The 25,494-nt window shown below is 55.6% G+C and carries 20 protein-coding genes; 12 read left to right on the forward strand and 8 right to left on the reverse strand.

The features are described 5' to 3' along the window. Positions 1-2: 2 nt before the first annotated feature. Positions 3-1,748 (reverse strand): class I mannose-6-phosphate isomerase, encoded by a 1,746-nt coding sequence (locus AAH446_RS07220; protein ID WP_342906039.1) that lies wholly within the window; start codon positions 1,746-1,748, stop codon positions 3-5. Between the two features lie 183 nt (positions 1,749-1,931). Between AAH446_RS07220 and AAH446_RS07225 the strand changes: the two genes are divergently transcribed. From AAH446_RS07225 to AAH446_RS07245, 5 genes are all read left to right on the forward strand, one after another. Beyond that, positions 1,932-2,939, forward strand: a complete 1,008-nt coding sequence (locus AAH446_RS07225) for a LacI family DNA-binding transcriptional regulator (protein WP_342906040.1) — start codon at positions 1,932-1,934, stop codon at positions 2,937-2,939. Between the two features lie 145 nt (positions 2,940-3,084). Beyond that, positions 3,085-3,906, forward strand: a complete 822-nt coding sequence (gene dapB, locus AAH446_RS07230) for a 4-hydroxy-tetrahydrodipicolinate reductase (protein ID WP_342906041.1) — start codon at positions 3,085-3,087, stop codon at positions 3,904-3,906. Positions 3,907-4,370: 464 nt separating this feature from the next. Then, entirely contained in the window at positions 4,371-5,516 is a 1,146-nt protein-coding gene (carA, locus tag AAH446_RS07235) for a glutamine-hydrolyzing carbamoyl-phosphate synthase small subunit (protein WP_342906042.1), read from the forward strand. A 14-nt stretch (positions 5,517-5,530) separates the two neighbouring features. After that, entirely contained in the window at positions 5,531-8,755 is a 3,225-nt protein-coding gene (gene carB / locus AAH446_RS07240) for a carbamoyl-phosphate synthase large subunit (RefSeq protein WP_342906043.1), read from the forward strand. A 227-nt stretch (positions 8,756-8,982) separates the two neighbouring features. Further along, positions 8,983-9,723, forward strand: a complete 741-nt coding sequence (locus AAH446_RS07245; RefSeq protein ID WP_342906044.1) for an acid phosphatase — start codon at positions 8,983-8,985, stop codon at positions 9,721-9,723. Positions 9,724-9,815: 92 nt separating this feature from the next. Here AAH446_RS07245 and AAH446_RS07250 read toward each other — a convergent pair whose 3' ends face one another. Beyond that, complete coding sequence (locus AAH446_RS07250; RefSeq protein ID WP_342906045.1) at positions 9,816-10,430, reverse strand: LysE family translocator; 615 nt, start codon at positions 10,428-10,430, stop codon at positions 9,816-9,818. Between the two features lie 191 nt (positions 10,431-10,621). Between AAH446_RS07250 and folA the strand changes: the two genes are divergently transcribed. Beyond that, positions 10,622-11,116 (forward strand): type 3 dihydrofolate reductase, encoded by a 495-nt coding sequence (gene folA, locus AAH446_RS07255; protein ID WP_342906367.1) that lies wholly within the window; start codon positions 10,622-10,624, stop codon positions 11,114-11,116. A gap of 90 nt (positions 11,117-11,206) precedes the next feature. Then, positions 11,207-13,096, forward strand: coding sequence for a PhoX family protein (locus AAH446_RS07260; protein WP_342906046.1), 1,890 nt, complete (start codon positions 11,207-11,209; stop codon positions 13,094-13,096). A 121-nt stretch (positions 13,097-13,217) separates the two neighbouring features. Here the strand turns inward: AAH446_RS07260 and apaH are convergent, their stop codons facing one another. The 6 genes from apaH to lptD all read right to left on the reverse strand — a co-directional run bounded on the left by apaH (position 13,218) and on the right by lptD (position 20,080). Beyond that, positions 13,218-14,075, reverse strand: coding sequence for a bis(5'-nucleosyl)-tetraphosphatase (symmetrical) ApaH (apaH, locus tag AAH446_RS07265; protein WP_342906047.1), 858 nt, complete (start codon positions 14,073-14,075; stop codon positions 13,218-13,220). An 81-nt stretch (positions 14,076-14,156) separates the two neighbouring features. Beyond that, positions 14,157-14,534 carry a Co2+/Mg2+ efflux protein ApaG gene (apaG, locus tag AAH446_RS07270; RefSeq protein WP_342906048.1) on the reverse strand — a complete coding sequence of 126 codons (378 nt, stop codon included), beginning with the start codon at positions 14,532-14,534 and terminating at the stop codon, positions 14,157-14,159. A 4-nt stretch (positions 14,535-14,538) separates the two neighbouring features. Next, positions 14,539-15,363 (reverse strand): 16S rRNA (adenine(1518)-N(6)/adenine(1519)-N(6))-dimethyltransferase RsmA, encoded by an 825-nt coding sequence (gene rsmA, locus AAH446_RS07275; RefSeq protein ID WP_342906049.1) that lies wholly within the window; start codon positions 15,361-15,363, stop codon positions 14,539-14,541. Continuing rightward, positions 15,356-16,348, reverse strand: coding sequence for a 4-hydroxythreonine-4-phosphate dehydrogenase PdxA (pdxA, locus tag AAH446_RS07280; RefSeq protein WP_342906050.1), 993 nt, complete (start codon positions 16,346-16,348; stop codon positions 15,356-15,358). The genes rsmA and pdxA overlap by 8 nt, the downstream gene beginning before the upstream one ends. Further along, positions 16,338-17,633 carry a peptidylprolyl isomerase SurA gene (gene surA, locus AAH446_RS07285; protein ID WP_342906051.1) on the reverse strand — a complete coding sequence of 432 codons (1,296 nt, stop codon included), beginning with the start codon at positions 17,631-17,633 and terminating at the stop codon, positions 16,338-16,340. The genes pdxA and surA overlap by 11 nt, the downstream gene beginning before the upstream one ends. A 53-nt stretch (positions 17,634-17,686) precedes the next feature. Further along, positions 17,687-20,080 carry an LPS assembly protein LptD gene (gene lptD / locus AAH446_RS07290; RefSeq protein ID WP_342906052.1) on the reverse strand — a complete coding sequence of 798 codons (2,394 nt, stop codon included), beginning with the start codon at positions 20,078-20,080 and terminating at the stop codon, positions 17,687-17,689. Positions 20,081-20,305: 225 nt separating this feature from the next. On the opposite strand from lptD, the gene djlA reads away from it, so the two are divergent. The 5 genes from djlA (at position 20,306) to AAH446_RS07315 (ending at position 25,492) form a co-directional block, all read left to right on the forward strand. Beyond that, on the forward strand, positions 20,306-21,130 hold the full coding sequence (gene djlA / locus AAH446_RS07295) for a co-chaperone DjlA (protein WP_342906053.1): 825 nt from the start codon (positions 20,306-20,308) through the stop codon (positions 21,128-21,130). Between the two features lie 355 nt (positions 21,131-21,485). Then, positions 21,486-21,860: a DMT family transporter gene (locus tag AAH446_RS07300; protein WP_342906054.1), complete on the forward strand. Its 375-nt coding sequence runs from the start codon at positions 21,486-21,488 to the stop codon at positions 21,858-21,860. Then, on the forward strand, positions 21,857-22,186 hold the full coding sequence (locus AAH446_RS07305) for a DMT family transporter (protein WP_342906055.1): 330 nt from the start codon (positions 21,857-21,859) through the stop codon (positions 22,184-22,186). Before AAH446_RS07300 ends, AAH446_RS07305 begins: the two co-directional genes overlap by 4 nt. Then, positions 22,183-24,573, forward strand: a complete 2,391-nt coding sequence (cutC, locus tag AAH446_RS07310) for a choline trimethylamine-lyase (RefSeq protein ID WP_463322785.1) — start codon at positions 22,183-22,185, stop codon at positions 24,571-24,573. The genes AAH446_RS07305 and cutC overlap by 4 nt, the downstream gene beginning before the upstream one ends. Continuing rightward, positions 24,536-25,492, forward strand: a complete 957-nt coding sequence (locus AAH446_RS07315) for a glycyl-radical enzyme activating protein (RefSeq protein ID WP_342906056.1) — start codon at positions 24,536-24,538, stop codon at positions 25,490-25,492. The genes cutC and AAH446_RS07315 overlap by 38 nt, the downstream gene beginning before the upstream one ends. Positions 25,493-25,494 lie beyond the last annotated feature (2 nt).

Below are 25,494 nucleotides of genomic sequence, written 5' to 3' on the forward strand. Positions count from 1 at the left end.
GGTTATCCCCTTACCCAGGCTTTCATGGTGGCGAGCTGCGTTCCGATGCTGCTGCGATAGGGAGAAATACGATATTCTCCTACCGCGGCCGGAACGATAAAGGTTTCGGCATAGTGCACGACAAAAGGATGAAAAGCGTTTTCCGGGCTTTCGACCAGCGCCTCGCTGCCTTCCACCAGGTTGAGCACGTTGACCGTACCTTGCGTATGGTGAGTCACCGGCTTGCTGAACCAGTGACGGCGGGTTTCGATAAATTCGCGCTCGTGCAGGCCGGTACGCTCTTCGCGCCAGCCATCGCCTTCGGCGACGGGTTCAACCTGATTGATCAGATGGTCGCTAACCCACTGGGTATCCCGCTGCCAGTCAATAACCTGTGCGCCATGGGCCAGATGAACCGGGCGAGGGAGACCATCCAGCCCCAGCCGCCCCCAGTCCCACAACTTGAAGGTGAAAATATAGGGCGTGGCGCTGATTTCCAGCACCATTGCGCCGGCGCCAGCGCAATGTACGGTGCCGGCGGGGATCAAAAAGTGATCGTGTTTACGTGCCGGAAAGCGGTTAACGAATTTCTCGTCAGTGAAGGCTTTTTCTCCGCGCTGAGCAGCGGCGAGGTCATCCAGCATTTCCTGCGGTTCAATACCGCTTTTAGTACCGAGATAAATTTCCGCTTCAGGCGTGGCATCCAGCAGGTAGTAACTTTCGTCCTGGGTATAGTGCATACCGAAATGCTGCTGAATATATTCGGTCACGGGATGAACCTGAAAGCTGAGGTTCTGACCGCCAACGGTATCGAGAAAATCAAAGCGAATGGGGAACTCGGCACCAAAGCGGGCATGAACTTTTTCGCCCAGCAGCGGACGTGGGTAAAGCAAGACCAGATCCTGGGAAGGGATCTCGATCCGCACGTCGCCAACACGCAATAACAGGCTGTTCTCCTCGGGCACGCAGTCAAAACACCATGCGTAATTTGGCTTTGAGGGATCGAGATTGAATCTGTTTTTCATCCACTGACCGCCCCAGACGCCCGGGTCGAAAAAAGGCACCACGCGGAACGGCTGGCGGGTGGCCTGGCGCAGGCCACCGCGCAGCGCTTCGCCGGTTATCAGCGCCGGGTCATCCTGCCGGTTGGTATCCAGCAGGAAATCCGCCCGCCGGAGCAGCGGCGTTTTATGGCGGTCAAACACGCGCCACTCAATAAAGAAGGCGCGCTTGTAGCGGCGCAGAATATCCTCATCCTGATTATCCACGCCCCAGTTACCCAGCTCGCCGCTGCGAAAACGCTGCTGGATTTCCCAGCGTGCCAGGTCAGCGTAAATCAACGTATCGCCGGGATGCACCAGCGCCGCGCCGGTGCCATAAACAATGACCAGGCCTTCTTCCACCGCGTCCACGTTTTTCCTGAGCGCCACCAGCCGATCGGCACAGAAAAACTCGCCGGGCTGATGGCAGGAAAGAACGCCGAACACACGGTCATCCGTCAGGTTACCGGCAAGTAAATCGTGCAGATGCGCTTCGCTGTGACGCGCGGTTTCGGCATTGATCAGCAGAGCCGGACTGAGCCGGGTTAGCTGCTGGCGAAGCTCTTCCAGGCGAACGCCCGGATAGCAGTCAATGACCACCACGCTCTTTTGCTGCGCTGACAGACAAGACGCAAGATGCTGCTGAATAGCATCCCAGCCGCGCCAGGCCTGGTTTTCAAAACCGGCCACCCTGATTTCAGGCCATTTATCATATTGCTCTGGTTTCATACTTCCTCCCTGTTTCTGGTATTTAGATTAATCGTTTAACCTCCGTGCTAAATGCGATTAACCCGTCAATAAACGGAAAGAAGAGGGTGTTAATGCGATTTCTGTGAGGGAATTCACAGGGAAAAATGGCATTAATAGGTTATTCGATTAACCTAGATGGCAACTTGCAGAGAAGGAGAGCTGATGACTTCTGTAACCCTGGCACAAGTGGCTGAGCGAGCCCACGTATCAACGGCCACCGTTTCCATGGTGCTGCATAACCGTGGCCGGATATCCGATCCAACGCGTCATCGCGTGCTGAAAGCACTGGATGAGCTGGGCTATGTTTATAATCAAACCGCCGCGAATTTGCGAAACCGCACCAGCAATCAGGTTGGCCTGCTGCTGCATGATATTACTAACCCTTTTTACAGCGAAATGACGGCGGGTCTCAGCCAGGAAATGGAGCGTCACGATCTGATGCTCTTTCTGGCCAACAGCGAGGAGTCGGGCGAGCGGCAGCAAAAGTTCGTCGATTCGCTGATGCGTAACAATGCCTGTGGCATGGTGTTATGCGCGGCCAGAGAGACGCCACCGCTGTTTTTTGAAACGCTAAAGCGACGCAATATCCCCGCTATCATGGTGGTTCGCCCACTGGACGATGTCGCTTTTGATTTTGTCGGTACTGACAACTTTCTTGGTACTCAACTGGCGACGCAACATCTGCTTGGCCTGGGCCATCGTCATATTGCCTTTATCGGCGGTGGTGAACACTCCATCAGCCGTGCGCAGCGGATGGGAGGATACAGCAGTAAACTGCTCGAACATCGCATCCAGCCTAACAGTGACTGGGTGGTCACCTCTCTGGCCAGCCAGAGCGACGGTTCCCGCGTGGCTGAAGCGCTGTTCAGACGCTATCCGGAAATCACCGCTGCGGTTTGTTACCAGGATGTCGTGGCGCTGGGCGTCATGCAGGCCCTGCGCAAAATCGGTCGCGTGCCGGGGAGGGATTTTGCGCTGGTCGGATTCGACGATATTACGGAAGCTTCGCTGGTGCAGCCTGCGCTGACTACCGTCTCCGTTGCGGCAAAAGAGATTGGTCGCCAGGCGGGAGAACTGCTTTTCAGCCGCATCCAGGGAAACGATGAACCCGCAAAGCGGATTATTTTGCCGCCAGCGCTGGTGGTCCGTGAATCCTGTGGCTTTCAGTAAAAATGCTTTTCCGCTGCGGCTGCCGCTGATAATGCCGCCGCGCTGACTCAAAATTCTAATTATCGGCGTTTTTCACTGGCGGCGTCGCGTTGGGCTGGTTAACCTGAATCCGTTTACGTCATTACATTACTTGAAGAGTCATACTATGCATGATGCACAAATCCGCGTAGCGATCGCGGGAGCGGGAGGCCGCATGGGACGGCAGCTGATCCAGGCTGTTGTGGACGCAGAGGGCGTCAGCCTGGGCGCAGCGCTGGCGCGTAAGGGGTCCTCGCTGATTGGCACCGACGCCGGTGAACTGGCGGGCACCGGAGCGCTGGGCATCCGGGTCGGCGACAGCCTGGCTGAGGCCGTGGAGGCGTTCGACGTGCTGATCGACTTTACCCGCCCGGAAGCGACGCTGGAATACCTGACGTTTTGCCGCCAGCACGGGAAAAGGATGGTCATTGGTACCACCGGCTTTGATGAAGAGGGCAAAGCCGCCATCGCGGCGGCGGCGCAGGATATAGGGATTGTCTTTGCTGCGAACTTTAGCGTGGGCGTCAACCTGGTCCTGAAGCTGCTGGAAAAAGCGGCCAAAGTGATGGGCGATTACGCTGATATTGAAATCATTGAAGCGCATCACCGGCATAAAGTCGACGCCCCTTCCGGTACCGCACTGGCGATGGGCGAAGCGATTGCCGATACGATGGAGTGGAAGCTGGACGAACATGCTGTCTACGCGCGTGAAGGGCTGACCGGTGAACGCCAGGCGAAGACGATTGGTTTTGCCACCGTCCGGGCGGGCGATATCGTCGGCGAGCACACAGCCATATTTGCCGACATTGGCGAGCGTGTGGAGATAACGCACAAGGCTTCCAGTCGGATGACCTTTGCTAAAGGGGCTGTTCGTGCTGCTGAGTGGGTTAGTCCATTGAAAAATGGTCTTTATGATATGAGAAGTGTGCTGCATTTAGCAGATTTATGATCTGTTAACCACGTTATTGTAATTTTAATATTTATAATGAACTGATTTTAAGGGTGTTTTATTTCACCCTTTTTTATTTATTTGAAAATTAAGGTTTCGAGTAAGTATGGTTTAAATATCTTTATAAATATACTTTCACCGGATTTTTAAGCGCAAAAAACGATAATTTTGACCAGTTGGTCCACATTTTACCCGCCATATCCCCTTTTTCACGCATAAGAGAGCAGGCAACCGTTTTAACGCGTGGTATAACTGCTCTTTTCAGGGTGAATCATCTTAGTTTTTCTTCAGTGACGCAAAAAGAGGTGAAAAATACCTCTTCAGGGTAGACATTGCCTGAGGTGATGATTAGAATGCGCGCAATTTGCCAAAAATCGAGAAGTCAGGCGGTTTATGCATTGATTTACCCCTTGGGTTTGAATTAATATGCAAATAATGTGACTGTTTATTCTCTGGAGGATGTTTTGATTAAGTCAGCGCTATTGGTTCTGGAAGACGGAACCCAATTCCACGGTCGGGCCATCGGGGCGGTAGGTTCGGCAGTGGGAGAAGTTGTTTTCAACACTTCAATGACCGGTTATCAAGAAATCCTCACTGACCCTTCCTATTCCCGCCAGATCGTCACCCTTACCTATCCCCATATCGGCAATGTCGGCACTAACGCCGCTGATGAAGAATCCACTCAGGTACATGCAGCAGGCCTTGTCATTCGTGACCTGCCGCTGATTGCCAGCAACTTCCGTAATGAAGAAGGGCTGTCTGAGTACCTGAAGCGCCACAATATCGTCGCGATTGCCGATATTGATACGCGCAAGCTGACCCGACTGCTGCGGGAAAAAGGCGCGCAGAACGGCTGCATCATTGCCGGAGACGCGGCGGATGCTTCGCTGGCGCATCAGAAAGCCCAGGCTTTCCCGGGCCTGAAGGGAATGGATCTGGCGAAAGAAGTCTCTACCGGCGAAACTTACCGCTGGCAGCAGGGCAGCTGGACCCTGCAAGGTTTGCCCGAAGCGAAAAAGGATGAGGATCTGCCTTTCCACGTGGTGGCCTATGACTACGGCGTAAAGCGCAATATCCTGCGTATGCTGGTGGATCGCGGCTGCCGCCTGACCGTTGTCCCGGCACAAACGCCCGCTGACGAAGTATTGAAAATGAATCCGGACGGTATCTTCCTCTCCAACGGACCGGGCGACCCGGAACCCTGCGATTATGCCATTGAGGCGATCCAGGCTTTCCTGGCAACCGATGTCCCGGTCTTCGGCATCTGCCTGGGCCATCAGCTGCTGGCGCTGGCCAGCGGCGCGAAAACCGTCAAGATGAAGCTGGGTCACCACGGCGGCAACCATCCGGTTAAAGATCACGATAACAACACCGTTATGATTACCGCGCAGAACCACGGCTTCGCCGTCGACAATGACAATCTCCCGGCTAACCTGCGGGTTACCCACACTTCCTTGTTTGACCATACCGTGCAGGGCATTCACCGTACCGATAAGGCCGCATTCAGCTTCCAGGGTCACCCTGAAGCCAGCCCTGGCCCGCACGATGCCGCGCCGTTGTTCGACCACTTTATCGAACTGATCGAAGCTTACCGGTCTACCGCAAACTAATCAGGAGCGAGAAAATGCCAAAACGTACCGACATAAAAAGTATCCTGATCCTTGGGGCCGGCCCGATTGTGATCGGCCAGGCCTGCGAATTCGACTATTCCGGTGCCCAGGCCTGTAAAGCCCTGCGCGAAGAGGGTTACCGCGTTATCCTGGTCAACTCTAATCCGGCCACCATCATGACCGACCCGGAGATGGCGGATGCCACCTACATCGAGCCCATCCACTGGGAAGTCGTGCGTAAAATTATCGAAAAAGAGCGTCCGGACGCGGTGCTGCCGACCATGGGTGGCCAGACGGCGCTGAACTGTGCGCTTGAGCTGGAGCGTCAGGGCGTACTCGAAGAATTCGGCGTCGCCATGATTGGCGCGACGGCCGATGCGATTGATAAGGCGGAAGATCGCCGTCGCTTCGATGTGGCGATGAAGAAAATTGGTCTGGAAACCGCCCGTTCCGGCATCGCCCATACGATGGAAGAAGCGCTGGCGGTTGCCGCTGACGTTGGCTTCCCCTGCATTATTCGCCCCTCCTTTACCATGGGCGGCAGCGGCGGCGGCATCGCCTACAACCGTGAAGAATTTGAAGAAATTTGCGAGCGGGGCCTGGATCTTTCCCCGACCAACGAGCTGCTGATCGATGAATCGCTGATCGGCTGGAAAGAGTATGAGATGGAAGTTGTTCGCGATAAGAACGACAACTGCATCATCGTCTGCTCTATCGAAAACTTCGACCCGATGGGGATTCATACCGGAGACTCGATAACGGTGGCGCCTGCCCAGACGCTGACCGATAAAGAGTACCAAATCATGCGTAACGCCTCGATGGCGGTGCTGCGTGAAATCGGCGTGGAAACCGGCGGCTCCAACGTGCAGTTCTCGGTGAACCCGGAGAACGGCCGGCTGATCATCATTGAAATGAACCCGCGCGTGTCACGCTCTTCCGCGCTGGCCTCCAAGGCGACCGGCTTCCCGATTGCCAAAATCGCGGCCAAGCTTGCGGTAGGGTATACGCTCGACGAGCTGATGAATGACATTACCGGTGGCCTGACACCGGCCTCGTTTGAACCTTCCATCGACTATGTTGTGACCAAAATCCCGCGCTTTAACTTTGAGAAGTTTGCCGGTGCCAATGACCGTCTCACTACCCAGATGAAATCCGTGGGTGAAGTGATGGCGATTGGCCGTACCTTCCAGGAGTCGGTGCAGAAAGCGCTGCGCGGTCTGGAAGTCGGCGTACACGGTTTTGACCCGAAAGTGGACCTGAACGATGCGGAAGCGCTCACTCACATTCGTCGTGAGCTGAAAGATGCCGGTTCCGATCGTATCTGGTACGTGGCCGATGCATTCCGTGCGGGCATGTCGGTGGATGGCGTCTTTAACCTGACCAACATTGACCGCTGGTTCCTGGTACAGATTGAGGAGCTGGTGCGGCTGGAAGAGCAGGTAGCCCGCGAAGGCATCAACGGCCTGAACAGAGAATTCCTGCGCGGCCTCAAGCGTAAAGGCTTCGCCGATGCGCGCCTCTCCGCGCTGGCGGGCGTGGCGGAATCGGAAATCCGTAAACTGCGCGAACAGTACGACCTCCATCCGGTCTATAAGCGCGTGGATACCTGTGCCGCAGAGTTTTCGACCGATACCGCCTATATGTACTCCACCTATGAGGAAGAGTGCGAAGCGAACCCGAATCAGGACCGCGATAAAATTATGGTGCTGGGCGGCGGGCCGAACCGCATCGGTCAGGGCATTGAGTTTGACTATTGCTGTGTTCATGCCTCGCTGGCGCTGCGTGAAGATGGGTTTGAAACCATTATGGTTAACTGTAACCCGGAAACCGTCTCCACCGATTATGATACCTCTGACCGTCTTTACTTCGAGCCGGTCACGCTGGAAGACGTGCTGGCCATTGTCCGTATTGAAAAGCCGAAGGGCGTTATCGTGCAGTATGGCGGCCAGACGCCGCTGAAGCTGGCGCGCGATCTGGAAGCCGCGGGCGTTCCCGTCATTGGCACCAGCCCCGACGCGATTGACCGTGCTGAAGACCGTGAGCGTTTCCAGCAGGCGGTAGATCGTCTGGGTCTGAAGCAGCCTGCCAACGCCACCGTGACCGCGCTGGAGCAGGCCGTAGAGAAAGCAGCCCTGATTGGTTATCCGCTGGTGGTGCGTCCTTCCTACGTGCTGGGCGGCCGGGCGATGGAAATCGTCTACGATGAGATCGACCTGAAACGCTACTTCCAGACTGCGGTATCGGTTTCCAATGATGCGCCAGTGCTGCTGGATCGCTTCCTGGATGACGCGGTGGAAGTGGACGTGGACGCTATCTGTGACGGCGAGCGGGTGCTGATTGGCGGCATTATGGAGCATATCGAACAGGCTGGCGTTCACTCCGGTGACTCCGCCTGCTCTCTGCCTGCTTACACGCTGAGCAAAGAGATCCAGAACGTGATGCGTCAGCAGGTTGAGAAGCTCGCCTTTGAGCTTTGCGTACGTGGCCTGATGAACGTGCAGTTTGCGGTGAAGGACAATGAGGTTTACCTGATTGAGGTTAACCCACGCGCGGCCCGTACCGTACCCTTCGTCTCCAAGGCAACCGGCGTTCCCCTGGCGAAAGTCGCTGCCCGCGTGATGGCTGGCAAAACCCTGGCCCAGCAGGGCGTGACGGAAGAGGTCATTCCGCCTTACTACTCCGTGAAGGAAGTGGTGCTGCCCTTCAATAAATTCCAGGGCGTGGACCCGATCCTCGGCCCGGAAATGCGTTCTACGGGTGAAGTGATGGGCGTTGGCCGCACCTTCGCCGAGGCGTTCTCAAAAGCGATGCTGGGTGCCCAGAGCAATATGAAGAAAAGCGGGCGTGCGCTGCTCTCCGTGCGTGAAGGGGATAAAAAGCGCATCGTGGATCTGGCGGCCAAGCTGCAGAAGCTGGGCTTTGAGCTGGACGCCACCCACGGCACCGCTGTGGTACTGGGTGAAGCCGGCATCAATCCACGCCTGGTCAATAAAGTGCATGAAGGTCGTCCTCACATTCAGGATCGCCTGAAAAACGGTGAATACGCCTATATCGTCAATACCACCGCAGGGCGCCAGGCGATTGAGGATTCCAAGCTGATCCGTCGCAGCGCGCTTCAGTATAAGGTGCATTATGACACCACGCTGAATGGCGGTTTTGCTACGGCGATGTCACTGAATGCGGATCCGACCGCGAAGGTAACCTCCGTGCAGGAAATGCACGCGCAGATTAAAGGCTGATCGTGTGCACTCAACGTCCCGCTGCGGCAGGACGTTGAGCCTGTAAACAGGCCGCTGGCGACAGTCAGGTCTCTGGAAAATCCCTGTTCAGTCAGGGATTTTTTTTGCCTGTGATCCCGCTACGGTTTTCAGATCGCTCCCTTCGCTATTATCCCCAGTCAGAATATTTTCAATAAGTTACCGGATTCCGCACTCTCGCGGCATCAATACGCTCTGGGATAATAAGCATGAAGAAACTACTGCTAACGGTCATGATCTGCCTGGCGACAGGACAGACGGCGCTGGCCGCGAAGGATGTCACCACTCAGCCGGACAGGTTTTATCTGCATGAGGGGCAGGCGCCGGACAGCCTGGCGCTGCTTCCGCCGCCGCCCGCGATGGACAGCATCGATTTTCTGAACGACAAAGCGCAGTATGACGTGGGCAAAATGCTGAGAAATACGCCGCGAGGGAAGCAGGCCTGGAAAGATGCGCATGTGGCGGGCGATGGCGTCGCCGAAGCGTTATCTGAGGCGTTTGGCATGACTATCGATAAACAAAAAACGCCCGAAATTTACCGGCTGGTAATGAAAATGCGCGAGGATGCCGGCGATCTCGCGACCCGTTCGGCTAAAGATCACTATATGCGCATCCGGCCTTTTGCCTTCTATAACGAACCGACCTGCCGTGCGGATGAAGAGAGCACCCTCTCTAAAAATGGCTCTTACCCTTCAGGCCATACCACCATCGGCTGGGCAACGGCGCTGGTGCTGGCAGAAGTGAATACCAGCAGGCAGGGGGAGATCCTCAAGCGGGGATATGAGATGGGGCAAAGCCGCGTTATTTGCGGCTATCACTGGCAGAGCGATGTCACGGCCGCCCGGCTTGTCGCCGCAGCCGTCGTCGCACGACTGCATGCTGAACCCGCGTTTGCAGAACAGTTACAGAAAGCGAAAGCGGAGTTTGCCGGGTTAACTAAAGCGGAATAATCGTTGCGCCTCAGTCAGCGATGATCGGGCTGAGGCATCGGCGCTTACTATGAGTCAAACGGCTTTTAAGCCTTCATCCGTGGGGGACGGGATCAGGAAAGGGCGACCTTAATGCCCAGCGCGATCAGTACGCCGCCGAGAAGTTTATCTATCAGCTTCTGCGCCTTCGCCAGGCCACGACGCACCGGCTCGCTCTGAATGAGGATTACCAGCAGCGGCCACCAGACAGAGGAAAGGGCCAGAATAATTCCTGCATACCAGACTTTTTCACCCAGTCCCGTATCAACGTTCAGCACCTGCGTGAACATTGCCAGGAAAAATAGCGTTGCCTTAGGGTTAAGCAGATTACAGAGATAGCCCTGGAGAAACGCCTTTCTGAGAGAGGTGGTTTCAGGCTGCACGCTGCTGAGATCCAGTTTACCGCCGCCGCGGGAAAGCAGCGCCTGGACGCCGAGAGTAATCAGGTACGCCGCACCGGCATATTTTAACAGCATAAACAGCCAGGGCGTGGTGGTGATCACCACCGCCAGGCCCGCCACGCAGTAGGCCATATGTGTTGCAACGGCACAGTTGATGCCCAGCGCACTCATCATCGCCGCGCTGCGCCGGTAACGCACTGCGTTTTTTATAATCAGGAAAAAATCCGGGCCGGGTGAGAGCATGCCCAGGCCGGCGATGGTGATAATAAATAAGCTGGTTTCTAACATCGTCTGTTCTGCATTCAAATCGAAAGCGAGATAATAGCACGACAGGGCCGCGCTTTTGCGCCTTCAGGCCGGGAAAATGCGGCTTCTGCTACCCTTAAAAACCTTTACGCAAAACCCGGCGCTTTGCTATCGACGAAAGTTTCGCCTTTACGTATGATGGCGCCAATTTTATACCCTGTTGAGTAACTATGATGATAAGCCTGATCGCGGCTTTGGCAGCCGATCGCGTTATTGGGATGGACAATGCAATGCCGTGGGATCTGCCTGCGGACCTGGCCTGGTTTAAGCGCAACACGCTGAAAAAACCGGTCATTATGGGCCGCCGTACCTGGGAGGCGATAGGTCGCCCTCTGCCGGGACGTCAGAATATTGTGGTCAGTCGTCAGTCAGGGACATCCGTGGAAGGCGTCACCTGGGTCAGCTCACTGGATGCGGCGCTTGCCGCCGCAGGCGATGCTGAAGAGATTATGATCATCGGCGGTGGGCATATCTATGAGCAGATGCTGCCGCGTGCCGACCGCCTCTACCTGACCCATATCGATGCGGAAGTGGAAGGCGATACGCATTTCCCTGACTATGAGCCGGATCAGTGGCAGTCGGTTTTCAGCGAATTTCATGATGCTGATGAGAAGAACTCCCACAGCTACTGTTTTGAACTGCTGGAGCGGCGTCGGCAGACGGATTAATCTTTATTCTTCAGCCATATGTAACATGGATGTAACATAACAACACTAGCATTGCTTCAATTTGGGAAAACTTAAAGGAAGCAATGCAGTATGTCTAATCACCCTCCAGTTCTGAACGAAGATCTCACGCATAATCCTGGCCGTCGTAAACTGCTTGCTGGTTCCGGTGCTTTCGGCCTGGCGGGTTTTATCGGCGGCGGTATTTCCATCCCTTCTCTGGCGATGGCGAAATCAGTGCCTGCCGGGAGCAAATTACTGGGTTTTGACAGCATTCCGGCTTCCACAGCGGATGACGTCGTCCTTGCCGAAGGCTATCAGGCAGAGGTGCTGATTTCCTGGGGCGAACCGCTGGTTGATGGCGCGCCAGCGTTTGATCCTGATGGCAAAAACAGCGCCGCCGATCAGGAAAAACAGTTTGGCGATAACAACGATGGCATGAGTTTTTTTGCCATGGAAGAGGGCCAGGATCGCGGCCTGATGGCCATCAATAACGAGTACGTTAATGAGCAATATCTGTTTGCGCATGGCGACAGCAAGGCGCACGACCTGGAAGATGTGAAAAAATCGCAGGCGGCGCATGGCGTTTCCGTTGTGGAGGTGCGCCGCAGTAAAGGGAATCAGTGGGAAGTGGTACGCCCCTCACGCTATAACCGTCGTATCACCGCTAATACGCCGATGCGTTTTTCCGGCCCTGCTGCTGGCGATGCAGCGCTGCATACCGACGCTGACCCGGAAGGGATGAACGTTCTCGGCACCTTCGGTAACTGCGCCAATGGTAAAACCCCCTGGGGCACCTATCTGACCTGCGAAGAAAACTTCGACACCTATTTCGGCACCAAAGAGGCGGATTACAAACTGACGGCGGCGCAGAAACGCTACACGCTGAACCCCGCCGGGCCCGAGCGTAACTGGCCCGATTTCGATCCGCGCTTTGACGTGGCAAAAAATCCCAATGAATTTAACCGTCACGGCTGGATTGTGGAGATTGACCCTTTCACGCCTGACTCCGTACCGGTTAAGCGCACCGCGCTGGGACGCTTCAAGCATGAGAATGCGGCCGTTACGGTAGCGAAAAGCGGCGAGCTGGTGGTTTATATGGGTGATGATGAGCGCGGCGAGTATATCTACAAATATGTCTCAAAGGACAAAGTCGACCAGGCTAATCCGGCGGCGAACAAAACGTTGCTGGACGAAGGGACGCTCTATGTCGCCATCTTTGACGGCGACACCGGAGGGACGCCGCTGAAAGGCACCGGGCGCTGGGTGGCGCTGGTACAGGGACAAAATGGTCTTACCGCGGACAAAGGCTTCCGCACGCAGGCGGATATTCTGGTCAATACGCGCGGTGCCGCCGATGTGGTGAAAGCCACCCGTATGGACCGCCCGGAGTGGATTGCCGTGAACCCGCATGATGGTCGTGCCTACTGCACCCTGACCAATAACAGCAAGCGCGGTGATGAAAATATGCCGCTCAACGCGGCTAATCCGCGACCGAATAATGTGTATGGTCAGATTATTCGCTGGGATGAGAAGGGGGATGCTACGGCGCAGGCGTTTAACTGGGATATGTTTGTCCTGTGCGGGAATCCGATTGCCCATCCGCAGGGTGTTAATCGCGGTACGCCAAATATTACCGAGCAGAACACCTTCAACAGCCCGGATGGCCTGGGCTTTGATGAGGCTGGACGACTGTGGATCCTTACGGATGGCAAATACAGTAATAAAGGCGACTATGAAGGGCAGGGGAATAACCAGATGCTGGTGGGCGATCCGCAGAGCGGCGAGATCCGTCGCTTTATGGTGGGTCCCAAATCCTGTGAGCTGACGGGGATTACCTTCACGCCGGACTACAAAACGATGTTTGTGAATGTGCAGCATCCGGGTGAAGAGAAGGACTCACGCTTCCCCAACAACAGCCCACGACCACGCTCTTCCGTGATGATGATTACCCGTAAGGATGGCGGCGTGCTGGGTGCCTGACGGCATGCTGAGTCACAGTGACGTTACCTTACCGGCAAAATAAAGCCACGCCCGCCGGGCGTGGCTTTAACGGATTCCGCCTGCAACGACGCTGAGCGTTCGCGCAGGCGTTTAAGGTATGTTAATCCGTGCGCAGCGCGGCCTGACCGGATGCATGTTCATCAGGTAAGCGGTTTGATGGCTGGGTAAAGAACTGGCGATCCTCCCAGCGCAGCATGGTCAGCGTACCGCCCCAGCAGCATCCCGTATCCAGCCCCAGGATGCCGTCAGGCGTGCCTTTCCCTTCCAGCGATGCCCAGTGGCCGAAAACAACGGTATACTCCCGCGAAACCGGACCGGGAATGGTAAACCACGGCTTCAGCGGCGGTGGGGCCGAGTCCGGCGCGTCTTTACAGATCATATCCAGCTGACCATTAGGAAAGCAGAAGCGCATCCGCGTCAGCGCATTGGTGCTGAAGCGCAGGCGGGCCAGGCCGGTCAGCTCAGGAGACCAGTTATTCGGCATGTCTCCGTACATGGCATCAAGAAACAGCGGATAGGTATCGCTCGACAAAACGGCTTCCACCTCTGCGGCACACATTTTTGCCGTCTCAATGTCCCACTGAGGCGTGACGCCCGCATGGGCCATTACCAGCTTTTTCTCTTCATCGACCTGAAGCAGCGGCTGGCGGCGCAGCCAGTTGATCAGTTCATCAGCATCGTCCGCTTCCAGCAGGGGCGTAATGCGATCCTTCGGCTTATTACGGCTGATCCCGGCATAGACGGCCAGCAGATGCAGATCGTGGTTACCCAGCACCAGGCGAACGCAGTCGCCGAGGGAGCGAACATAGCGCAGGACATCCAGAGAGCCGGGACCCCGGGCAACCAGATCGCCCGTCAGCCAGAGGGTGTCCTGAACGGGATCGAAACTAACCTTGTGCAACAACGACTGAAGTTCATCATAGCAACCGTGAATGTCACCGATTAAATAAGTGCTCATTAAACCTGTCCGGGAATGAGTGGCGATGCGCCGTCAGAAATACCGGGAAGCCCCTGGCAGGGCCTCTCGCCGAAAAATGAATTAGTGAATATGCGTGGGGATGGCCAGCCTGAACACCGGAATTGCCACGCGGAAGGCTTCGCCTTCGCTGTCGACCATCTCGTAGTGTCCCTGCATCGTTCCCATTGGCGTTTCCATCACGGCGCCGCTGGTATACTGAAATTCGCCGCCGGGCTCAATGTGCGGCTGTTCGCCGACCACGCCTTCGCCCTGAACTTCCGTTTCATGACCGTTGCCGTTGGTGATCAGCCAGTAACGGCCGAGCAGCTGAACGTGAGACCGCCCCAGGTTGCGTACGGTAATGGTATAGGCGAAGACGTAGCGATTCTCGTCGGGCGAGGATTGCGATGCCACATAGGCGCTCTGAACCTGAATACATACGCGGGGCGACTCGATCATGATCTTACTTCTCCTGCTGCTGCTGAGGATGCGCAATCAGCCAGTTTGCCAGCTGGCAGTATTGGGCGACGGAGATATTTTCCGCACGGAGAGAGGCGTCAATGTTCATCTCTTCCAGCACCTCCGGCGTAAACAGATGACCCAGGCTGTTACGCAGCGTTTTACGGCGTTTACCAAAGGCTTCTGTGGTAATACGGCTCAGCACACGCATATCCTCAACGGGGTGAGGAAGGGTGGCATGTGGCATCAGTCGCACCACGGCGGAATCCACTTTTGGCGCCGGCGTGAATGACTCTGGCGGCACTTCCAGTACCGGAATAACCTGGCAGTAATATTGCGCCATCACCGTCAGACGACCATAGGCTTTACTGCCGGGGCCAGCCACCAGGCGGTTTACCACCTCTTTTTGCAGCATAAAATGCATGTCCCGAATCGCATCAGTATAGCTGAAAAGGTGAAACATCAGAGGCGTGGAGATGTTGTAGGGCAGATTGCCGAACACTCGCAGAGACTGGCCTTTTTCGCGGGCGTAGGCCGCAAAGTCAAAGGTCATGGCGTCCTGCTGAAAAATGGTCAGCTTGGGGCCAAGAAACGGATGCGTTTGCAGGCGGGCCGCCAGATCGCGGTCAAGCTCAATGACCGTCATGGCGTCAAGACGCTCGCCAACCGGTTCGGTTAACGCGCCCAGACCGGGGCCGATTTCCACCACAGCCTCGCCGGATTGAGGGTGGATGGCGGAGACAATGCTGTCGATGATATAGGGATCGTTAAGGAAGTTCTGTCCGAAACGTTTGCGGGCGAAATGGCCCTGATGGACGCGATTATTCATTACTGCTCTTGATCATGGTGATGGCGAGGTTAAGCGCCGTAATAAAGCTGCCCGCATCAGCGTGCCCCTGACCTGCCAGTTCAAGGGCAGTGCCGTGGTCAACGGAGGTGCGGATAAAGGGCAGGCCGAGGGTGATATTCACCGCACGCCCGAATCCCTGATATTTTAGCACCGGAAGGCCCTGGTCGTGATACATCGCCAGCACCGCATCGGCCTGTTCCAGATATTTTGGCTGAAACAGCGTATCCGCCGGCAGCGGACCGGTAAGCCGCATCCCCTGCTGACGAAGTTCGTTAAGCGCAGGAACGATCACATCGATCTCCTCCCGGCCCATATGCCCGCCTTCTCCCGCGTGAGGATTAAGACCACACACAAAGATATGGGGAGAAGCTAAGCCAAATTTGCTTTGCAGATCGCTGTGCAGAATAGTGATAACTTCATGCAGACTGTCGCGGGTGATTGCATCAGACACGGCTTTCAGCGGCAGATGCGTGGTCGCCAGCGCCACGCGCAGCTCTTCCGTCGCCAGCATCATCACCACGCGTTCACGACCCGCCCGCCCGGCAAAGAATTCCGTATGGCCGCTGAACGGGATGCCCGCATCATTGATCACGCCCTTATGAACCGGGCCGGTAATCAGCGCGGCAAACTCCCCGCTCAGGCAGCCGTCACACGCCCTGGAGAGGGTCTCCAGCACGTAGTGACCGTTCGCCACGCAAAGCTCACCGGCGTTGACCGGCTGCGACGTTGCCACGGGTAGCAGGGTCAGCGTTCCCGCCTTCTGGGGCAGGGCCGGCGCGCCAGGCTGATAGTCACGAAGCGTCAGCGGCAGGTTCAGTGCCGCCGCGCGCTGTTGCAACAGCAGCGGATCGGCACAGACGACCAGCTCCACGGGCCAGTCGCGCTGGGCCAGCTGAAGCGTAACGTCAGGCCCAATCCCGGCAGGTTCGCCGGGCGTGATGACCACGCGACAATTACTGAGCACGGCTGTCCAGGATCTTCACGTAGGCGGATGCACGCTGTTCCTGCATCCAGGTCTGTGCTTCTTCCGCGAACTTGCGGTTGAACAGCAGACGGTACGCCCGCTCTTTCTGCGCCGCGTCGGTTTTATCCACCTGGCGGGTATCCAGCAGCTGAATCAGGTGCCAGCCGAATGAGGAGTGTACCGGCGTGCTCATCTGACCTTTGTTCAGCTTCAGCAGCGCATCGCGGAATGCCGGATCGAAAATCTCCGGTGAACTCCAGCCGAGGTCGCCGCCCTGGTTGGCTGAACCCGGATCCTGAGAAAACTCTTTCGCCGCCTGAGCAAAAGTGGTTTTCCCGCTGTTGATCTCTTCAGCAAGCTGTTGCAGCTTCTGACGAGCCTGATCGCTGGTCATTACCGGCGACGGCTTAAGCAGAATATGGCGGGCATGCACTTCGGTAACGGAGATGTTTTTGTTATCGCCGCGGATATCATTCACCTTCAGGATATGGAAACCCACGCCGGAACGGATCGGGCCGACGATGTCGCCTTTCTTCGCGGTGGCCAGCGCCTGGGCAAACAGCGACGGCAGCTCCTGGAGACGACCCCAGCCCATATTTCCGCCTTTCAGCGCCTGAGGATCGGCCGAGTAGGTGATAGCCAGCTTGCCAAAATCCGCGCCGTTTTTACTTTCGCTGACCAGCTGTTTTGCCAGGGTTTCCTGATCGTCAACCTGCTGCTGGGAAGGGTTTTCCGGCAGCGGCAGGAGAATGTGGCTGAGGTTAAGCGACGTACTGGCGTCGTTCTGGGAGCCTACCTGCTGAGCGAGGGAGTCCACTTCCTGCGGCAGGATCGTAATGCGACGACGTACTTCGTTATTGCGTACTTCAGCAATCGTCATCTCTTTACGGATCTGCTCGCGGTAGGTGTTGTAATTCATACCATCGTAGGCCAGACGGCTGCGAAGCTGGTCGCTGCTCATTTTATTCTGCGCCGCGATGTTTGCAATCGCCTGATCGACCTGGGCGTCCGGAATCTGAATCCCGGACTGCTTCGCCATCTGCAGCAGAATGTTGTCCATCACCAGACGCTCGGTAATCTGGTGGCGCAGCGTATTATCATCCGGAAGCTGCTGACCCGCCTGGCGGGCCTGCCCTTTGACGGACTGCATCATGCCTTCGACGTCACTTTCTAATACCACGCCGTTATTGACGACGGCGGCAACTTTATCAACAACCTGCGGGGCTGCAAACGCGGTGCTGGCTGACATCGCCACACCAAGGATCAGCATTCTCCAGTTCTTCATACTTTTTCCATTCTTCTGTCCGCACTGCGGGTTTGCATAACTAATTCACAACATCAGAAAGCGCGCTGGTAAGGCAGAATTCCCTCACGCAGCATTTGACCGGTGCCCAGGCTGTAAGAAGGACTCAGGCCACGTAGCTCAATGTTGAATGATATTTTGTTGTCGTACTTACTGTTGTTATCTTCCCAGCTGGTGATTTTACGCTCGTAGCCAAGGCGGATAGCGTAGCAGCAGGAGCTGTACTGTAAGCCCACCAGCTGATCGGCTGGCTGTTTCGCTTTGGTATCGTAGTACCAGGCGCCCACCACCGACCAGGCGTCAGCAATCGGCCAGCTCGCCGTCGTACCCACCTGTGAAATCCCCTGCTGATAGCCAGGGTTTCTTACGCGGCTTAACGTCTGTTCAATATATTCCGGGCTGGTATAGCGGTAGTTCAGCTGCAACATCCGATCCGCATCACGGCGGTATTCCAGCACCGCATTTCCCTGCGAGACGTTGTCCAGGCGGGTGTCATACTGAAGACCCCCGCGAGCGCCCCAGCGATCGCTAATCCGCCACCAGGTATCGCCCGCCCAGACCAGGCTGCCGCGATCGTCGTTATCCGCCGTCTCAATGCCGGTCCGAGATGGCGTAAACGAGTAGATTTGACCTACAGAAGCGTTAAAACGTTCAACCAGATCGTTATCAAATATGCGCGTGGTGACGCCGGTGGTCAGCTGGTTAGCGGAGGCAATGCGATCCAGGCCGCTGTAGGTACGGTCGCGGAACAGCCCGGTGTAGTCACTTTGCAGCAGCGTGGAGTCGTAGGCACGGATAGAGCTTTGATCGCGGTAAGGGAGATAAAGGTACTGCATCCGCGGTTCCAGCGTCTGCGTATAGCCCGGCGACCAGTTCATATCGCGATCGAAGACCATCTTACCGTCGACCTTAAACTGCGGCATAGTCCGGTTCACGGAGCTTTTCAGCTGGTTGACTTTGGTTCTGTCAACGCTGTTGTTGTAATACTCAATATCGTCCTGCTGATAGCGCGTCGCCAGCAGTTTGGCTTCGGTATTCAGGCTGCCCCAGCGGTTGGAGAGCGGCAGGTTAATCGTGGGTTCCAGGTGCAGACGGGTGGCGTCCGGATATTGTTCGTTAACGTTAGTGAACTTCACCGCCTGAGCAAACACGTGGGTATCAAACGGGCCGACGTCATTCTGATAGTAGTTATAGTCCAGCTGCGGCTCGGCGCGGTAGACGTCGCGGGTGGCGTTAGTGGAGAAGATCTGGAACTGTTTGGTGGAGAGCGTCGCGTCCCAGTTTTTCTCTGCATAAGTTACGCTGAATTTCTGCGTCACGTAGCCATCGGTCGAGTTGCCGTAAGTCGAGTCAAGATCGGTAAAATAGTAAGGATCGCTGACCTTGGTGTAGTCGATATTAAATCGCCAGTTCTGATCATAAACGCCAGAATGCCGCCAGTAGAACAGCCAGCGATTAGAGTCCTTATCGTCTTCCATATTACGGGCCGCGGCGTCTTTATTAAACTGATCGTCGGTCGGCAGGTAGTCAAACTCCATCAGGCCCGCGCCCGCTTTGGTCAGATAGCGGAACTCATTCTGCCACTGCAAACCCCGCTCGCTCATATAGTGCGGCGTGATGGTGGCGTCAGCCTGAGGGGCAATGTTCCAGTAATAGGGCAGGATGAACTCAAAGCCGTTGGAACTGCCATACTTCGCGTTGGGGATCAGGAAGCCCGAGCGGCGGCGATCGCCGATCGGCAGCTGTAAATAGGGGCTGTAGAGCACCGGCACCGGGCCGATTTTAAAGCGGGCGTTCCAGATTTCCGCCACCTGCTCTTCGCGGTCCTGAATGACCTCGGTGCCCACCACGCTCCAGCTATTGTCGCCGGGCAGACAGGAGGTAAAGGTGCCGTTTTCCAGGATGGTATAGCGGTTCTGACCGCGCAGCTTCATCTGATCGCCGCTGCCGCGTCCCTGACGGCCAACCATTTGGTAGGTGCCGTCCCAGACGTTGGTATCTTTAGTATTAAGGTTTGACCAGGCTTTCGGGCCTTTCAGGATGACCTGATTGTCGTCATAGTGCACGTTACCCAGCGCGTCCACGGTACGGACCGGCGCCTGACCCGGCTGCTGCTTCTGATGGAGCTGCACCTCATCGGATAAGAGACGGCTGTTGCCCTGCTGGATGTCCACATTGCCGGTAAATACCGCATTATCGGGATAGTTACCTGTGGCGTTGTCCGCATTAATGGTAACGGGCAGTTCGCTGGTCTCTTTTCCCAGGACCAGCGGACGGTCATAGCTTGGCACACCCAGCATACACTGTGATGCCAGATCGTCGGCCAGACCCTGCTGGCTGTATAGCGCTGAACCGATAAGCGTGGCCAGCAAAGTAGGTAGTCGTTTTTTCATACGCGGTATCGAAAATTCCGTGATAGCTGGCATCATGCCGACAAACGGTCAGAGACTAACGTACTCAACTGCGTTGCGCTAGTGTTATACCTTTCATCTTCAAAATTGCTGGCGACCTGACATCTCGTTGTTGCCGCCAACCCGCAATGTGAAATCAAAGGGTTCGTCTGGTTGTTTGACCGCGTTGCCGTTAGGCTTAGGGATAAATGACAGGTATGATAATGCAATTTTTAGCCTTGAGCATGGCGAATTGAGGAGTATATGCGCTATTGGGGAAAAGTTATTGGCCTTGTGCTGGGTTTGTTAAGCGGTGCCGGCTTTTGGGGTATCGCATTTGGCCTGCTAATCGGTCACCTGATTGATAAAGCACGTACGGTCAGAGGGCAGGGATATTTCAGCAACCAGCAGACCCGTCAGACGCTCTTTTTCCGGACCACCTTTCAGGTAATGGGACATCTGACCAAGTCCAAAGGCCGGGTGACCAATGCGGATATCCAGATGGCCTCGCTGCTGATGGACAGAATGCAGCTGCACGGTGAGGCAAGAACCGCCGCACAGCACGCTTTCCGGGAAGGTAAAGAGGGCGATTATCCGCTGCGGGAGAAGCTGAGAGAGTTGCGCAGCGCCTGCTTTGGCCGCTTCGATCTGATCAGGGTGTTTCTGGAGATCCAGATTCAGGCGGCATTTGCGGACGGCTCTCTGCATCCAAATGAGCGTCAGGTACTCTATGTCATCGCGGAAGAGTTAGGCATTTCCCGCAGCCAGTTCGACCAGTTCCTGCGCATGATGGAGGGCGGACAGCAGTTTGGCGGCGGTCAGTACCATGGCGGCGCAGGGTCACAGGGCGGCTTCAATCCCGGTCAGCGTGGGCCGACGCTGGAAGATGCCTGTAGCGTACTGGGCGTGAAAAGCAGTGATGATGGCACCACCATCAAACGCGCCTACCGCAAGCTGATGAGCGAGCACCATCCCGATAAGCTGGTGGCGAAAGGATTACCGCCGCAGATGATGGAGATGGCGAAGCAGAAAGCGCAGGAGATTCAGGCCGCTTACGATTTGATTAAGCGGGAAAAAGGCTTTAAATAGCATCGTCACGGTGAAGGGAGGCTTTCTCCCTTCACGCTCTTCTGCCACCTGACTTCATTTTAACGCATCTCACCTGACAATATATTATTAGTCAAAGCCTTGCCGGAAACGCCTTTATATAAACTTTTATTTCCTGTTATTTAACTATAAATATTTTTCATGGTTATATGTTGAGTGTGGGTTAATTTTTATTATTAAATGTTATTTTTTCCTCCACTTTATTTTTGCATTATCCTTTTGCGGTTGAAGAATGATTGATGAAGTCGGGGCTATATTCCGCAACACTATAAATGATGCTTGCGCTTTCCCTGTCCCGTAAGGGTTAACAAGCGGGTATGGGGTAATTAAATAAAGTATGCGTAATGATAAGTATTCCTGGTTCCTGGGATTCGCCATTATGGCGGAAATCATCGCGACTATCCTGCTGGGATTATCCAGCGGCATGACGAAACTATTACCCACCGCCGGCTCCCTCGCCGCCTATGTTTGTTCATACTATTTTCTTACGCTCGCGTTGAAAAGAATTCCTCTTGGCCTTGCCTATGCTCTCTGGGCGGGCGTTGGCATTATGGGAAATTCACTGATTAACGTTTTGCTGCTTGGTACGGTGATTCATCGCGGCAGCATTGCTGGCATGCTGCTGATCGTTGCCGGGGCATTGATCATAAATCTTCTGGCAGATAAAGAGCGTAGCAGAGCGGCTCAATCTGTCGGGGAGAAGGCATCATGAACGGCATTTCCACAGGTTTACTTTGGCTGTCTGTTGCTATTGTACTGGAAGTATTCGCGACCAGCCTGCTGCCGAAAACAGACGGTTTTCGCCGGCTTAACGTAACGCTGGGCGTTATGGCTATTTATCTTCTCTGTTTTTATTCACTCTCTAAAGCCATGGTGATGTTATCTCCAGGGATGACTTACGCATTATGGTGTGGGCTGGGCATTGTGCTGGTTAATTTGGTGGGGGCGATTATTTTCCGCCAAAAGGCAGGGAAATACACCATGCTCGGTATTGCTTTAATCGTTGCTGGCTGCATCACGATGGGAATATATCAATGAACACCATGACAGACAATGCGCTTTCGCCAAGAGTTATCCGCCTGCGGGAGCGCTATTTAAAAGCTAAACCTTTTATTTCTGCCTCGCGGGCCCGTGCGGTCACCGAAACTTATCGTAATTATCCGGGGATGCCAACAGTCCTGTTACGGGCTATGGCATTTCGTCGCGCCTGTCAGATTGCCCCGCTGGTTATAGAAGATGACGAGCTTATTATCAGCCATCCCGCCGGCGCGGCCCGCGGCGGCGAAATCTCACCGGAAATCGCCTGGCGCTGGGTGGCCGATGAGCTGGATACCATGTCAACACGGGCACAGGATCCGTACGAAATCAGCGAAGAGGTGAAGCGGGAACTGCGTGAAGAGATTTTTCCATTCTGGCAGGGGCGATCGCTGGATGAGATGGCCGAAACGCAGCTGCGCCACGCCGGCCTGTGGGAGTGGAGCACCGACGACGGAATATGCGATTTAAGCATTAAAACGCAGAATGGCGGCGGCGATACCTGTCCGGGCTATGACATCATTCTGCTTACAAAAGGGCTTGGCGGCGTCCAGCAAGAGGCGCGTGAGGCACTGCGTCATCTGTCGCTCAGCTGCCCGGAGGATCAGGATAAGCACCACTTTTATGAGGCAATTATTGAAACCTGCCAGGGCGTCATTGATTATGCGCACCGCTACGCTGATTACGCGCATGAGCTGGCGCAGCACGCTTCCTGTGCAGAGCGCAAGGCCGAGCTGGAGGCGCTTTCGGCCATCTGCCGTCGCGTACCGGAGCACCCACCGGCAACTTTTCACGAAGCGCTTCAGGCTATCTGGTTTGCCCAGTCGCTGTTTATTCTGGAAGAAAATCAGACCGGCATTTCACTGGGCCGTGTCGATCAGTATCTCTGGCCGCTGCTGGAGGCCGATCTGGCCTCAGGCGTCCTCAGTCAGGCGCAGGCCGAAGAGCTGCTGAGCTGCTGGATGATTAAAATGTCCGGCTGTATGTGGATTTGCAGCGCATCTTCCGCAATGTATTTCGCCGGCTATCAGCCTTTTGTCAACCTGGTCGTCGGTGGTCAAAAACGCGAAGGCGGCGATGCGACCAACCCGCTGTCGCTGCTTATTATGGACTGCTCACGCAAGCTGAAAATTTATCAGCCGAGCCTGGCCGTACGTATTCACAATCAGTCGCCGCAGCACTTTATGCGCAAAATTGTGGAGGTCATCCGCGCGGGAATTGGTTTCCCAGCCTGCCATTTTGACGATGCGCATATCAAGATGATGCTGCGCAAAGGGTTCGATTATGAGGACGCGCGTGATTATTGCCTGATGGGCTGCGTGGAGCCGCAGCGTTCAGGGCGTATCTATCAGTGGACCTCGGTAGGTTACACCACCTTTACCTGCGCCATTGAGCTGGCGCTGAATAATGGTAAAACCGCCAGCGGCTCTCAGGCCGGTCCGCAGAGCGGGGAGCTGCACACGCTGACCACTTACGACGTTTTTGAAGCGGCCGTCAGACAACAGCTGAGCCATATCGTCCGGCAGGCGGCAAGGGCGACGCTGATGATACAGAAGCTGCACAAGCGCCTGGCACCGAAGCCGCTTATCTCCTGCCTGGTGGAAGGCTGCATGGAGCAGGGCAAGGATGTGATGCACGGCGGCGCCGTGGTGAATAATGGTCCGGGGCTGATCTGGACCGGCATGGCGGATTACGCCAACGCGATGATGGCGATGCGCGAGCTGGTTTACCGGCAAAAGCAGGTTTCGCCTGAGCAGATGGGGCAGGCTCTGCGCGATAACTTTACGGGCCATGAAGCATTGCATATGGCCTGCCTGAACGTGGCGAAATTTGGCAACGATCTGGAAGAGGTGGATCTTATCGCCCGCGATCTGATCCGCTTTATTGAACACGAACACCGTCAGTTTCAGATGCTTTATGGTCCCTTCACGCACGGCACCTTATCGATCTCTAATAACACGCCGTTTGGCCTGGCTACGGGCGCGCTGCCCAGCGGACGCCGGGCGGGAATGCCGCTTGCGGACGGGATCAGTCCTTCACAGCAGACGGACTTTGCGGGCCCGACCGCAATTGTCAATTCGGTCAGCCGTATTAACGTTGAAGAGATGGAAATCGGCATGGTCCATAACTTCAAAATACTGCACGGCATTCTGGATACAGTAGAGGGAGAGCAGGGGATTATTACTCTGTTGCGCAGCGCCAGTATGCTGGGCAATGCCCAGATGCAGTTCAGCTATGTGGACAATAAAACGCTGCTTAAGGCGCAGGAGAACCCGGAGGAATACCGTAACCTGATGATCCGCGTTGCCGGTTACAGCGCTTTCTTTGTTGAACTCAGTCGCGAGGTACAGGATGAAATTATCAGCCGCACTCAAATCGGCCAGTTCTGAGGCGCTGATGACAACCGGCACGGTATTCAATATCCAGCGCTTTTCCCTGCATGATGGGCCCGGTGTGCGCACCGTGGTCTTTCTGAAAGGGTGCCAGATGCGCTGTGCCTGGTGTGCGAATCCGGAAAGTCTGGCCGCCGGACCTGAAGTGCTGTTTGATGCTTCCCGCTGTGGCAAGGTGCAGTGCTGGCAAGCCTGCCCCGCTAAAGGAAACGACCCGCATAGCGACCGCCGCACCGGAGCGGGCTGGCCGGAGGATAACGCCTGTCCCGCCGCCGCGATCCGCAATATCGGCAACCGGATCAGCGTTGAGGAGGTGATACGCACCGTGGTTGCCGATGAGCTGTATTATCGCACCTCTGGCGGAGGCATGACGCTCAGCGGAGGAGAAATGGCGATGCAGCCAACATTTTCGCGGGCGCTGCTGCTGCGAGCCAGGCAGGAAGGTGTTCATACCGCGGTGGAGACTGCCGGTTATGCTTCCTGGCCTGCTCTCTGGGAAGCGTGTGAACTGAGCCAGCTGATTCTGTTTGATATCAAACTGGCCGATCCGGCGCTGCATCAGCACTACACCGGGGTGAGCAACCGCCGCATACTGCGTAATCTGGAGAAGTTACTTCAGCAACCCATTCCGTTGCGCATTCGCATTCCGGTTATTCCTGAGGTGAATGACAATGAGGAAGAGGGGGAGAAAATGATGGCTCTGATCGCGTTGATGGTACGTGGTAAGAAAAGCTTTCAGGGTATTGATCTGCTGCCCTACCATAATTTTGGTAACCGCAAATATACGCTGTCGGGTAAGGATTGCCGCTATGAGGAGATGCATCCCAGTCACGGCAAGCCGGAGGTGGAAAGGCTGGCGGGGTTTGCCCGGCGCTATGGACTGACCACCACCACGCTATCTCACTGTATTGGCTAAGG

Origin of the sequence: Erwinia psychrophila, from assembly GCF_039023475.1 — a bacterium.
Taxonomy (GTDB): domain Bacteria; phylum Pseudomonadota; class Gammaproteobacteria; order Enterobacterales; family Enterobacteriaceae; genus Erwinia.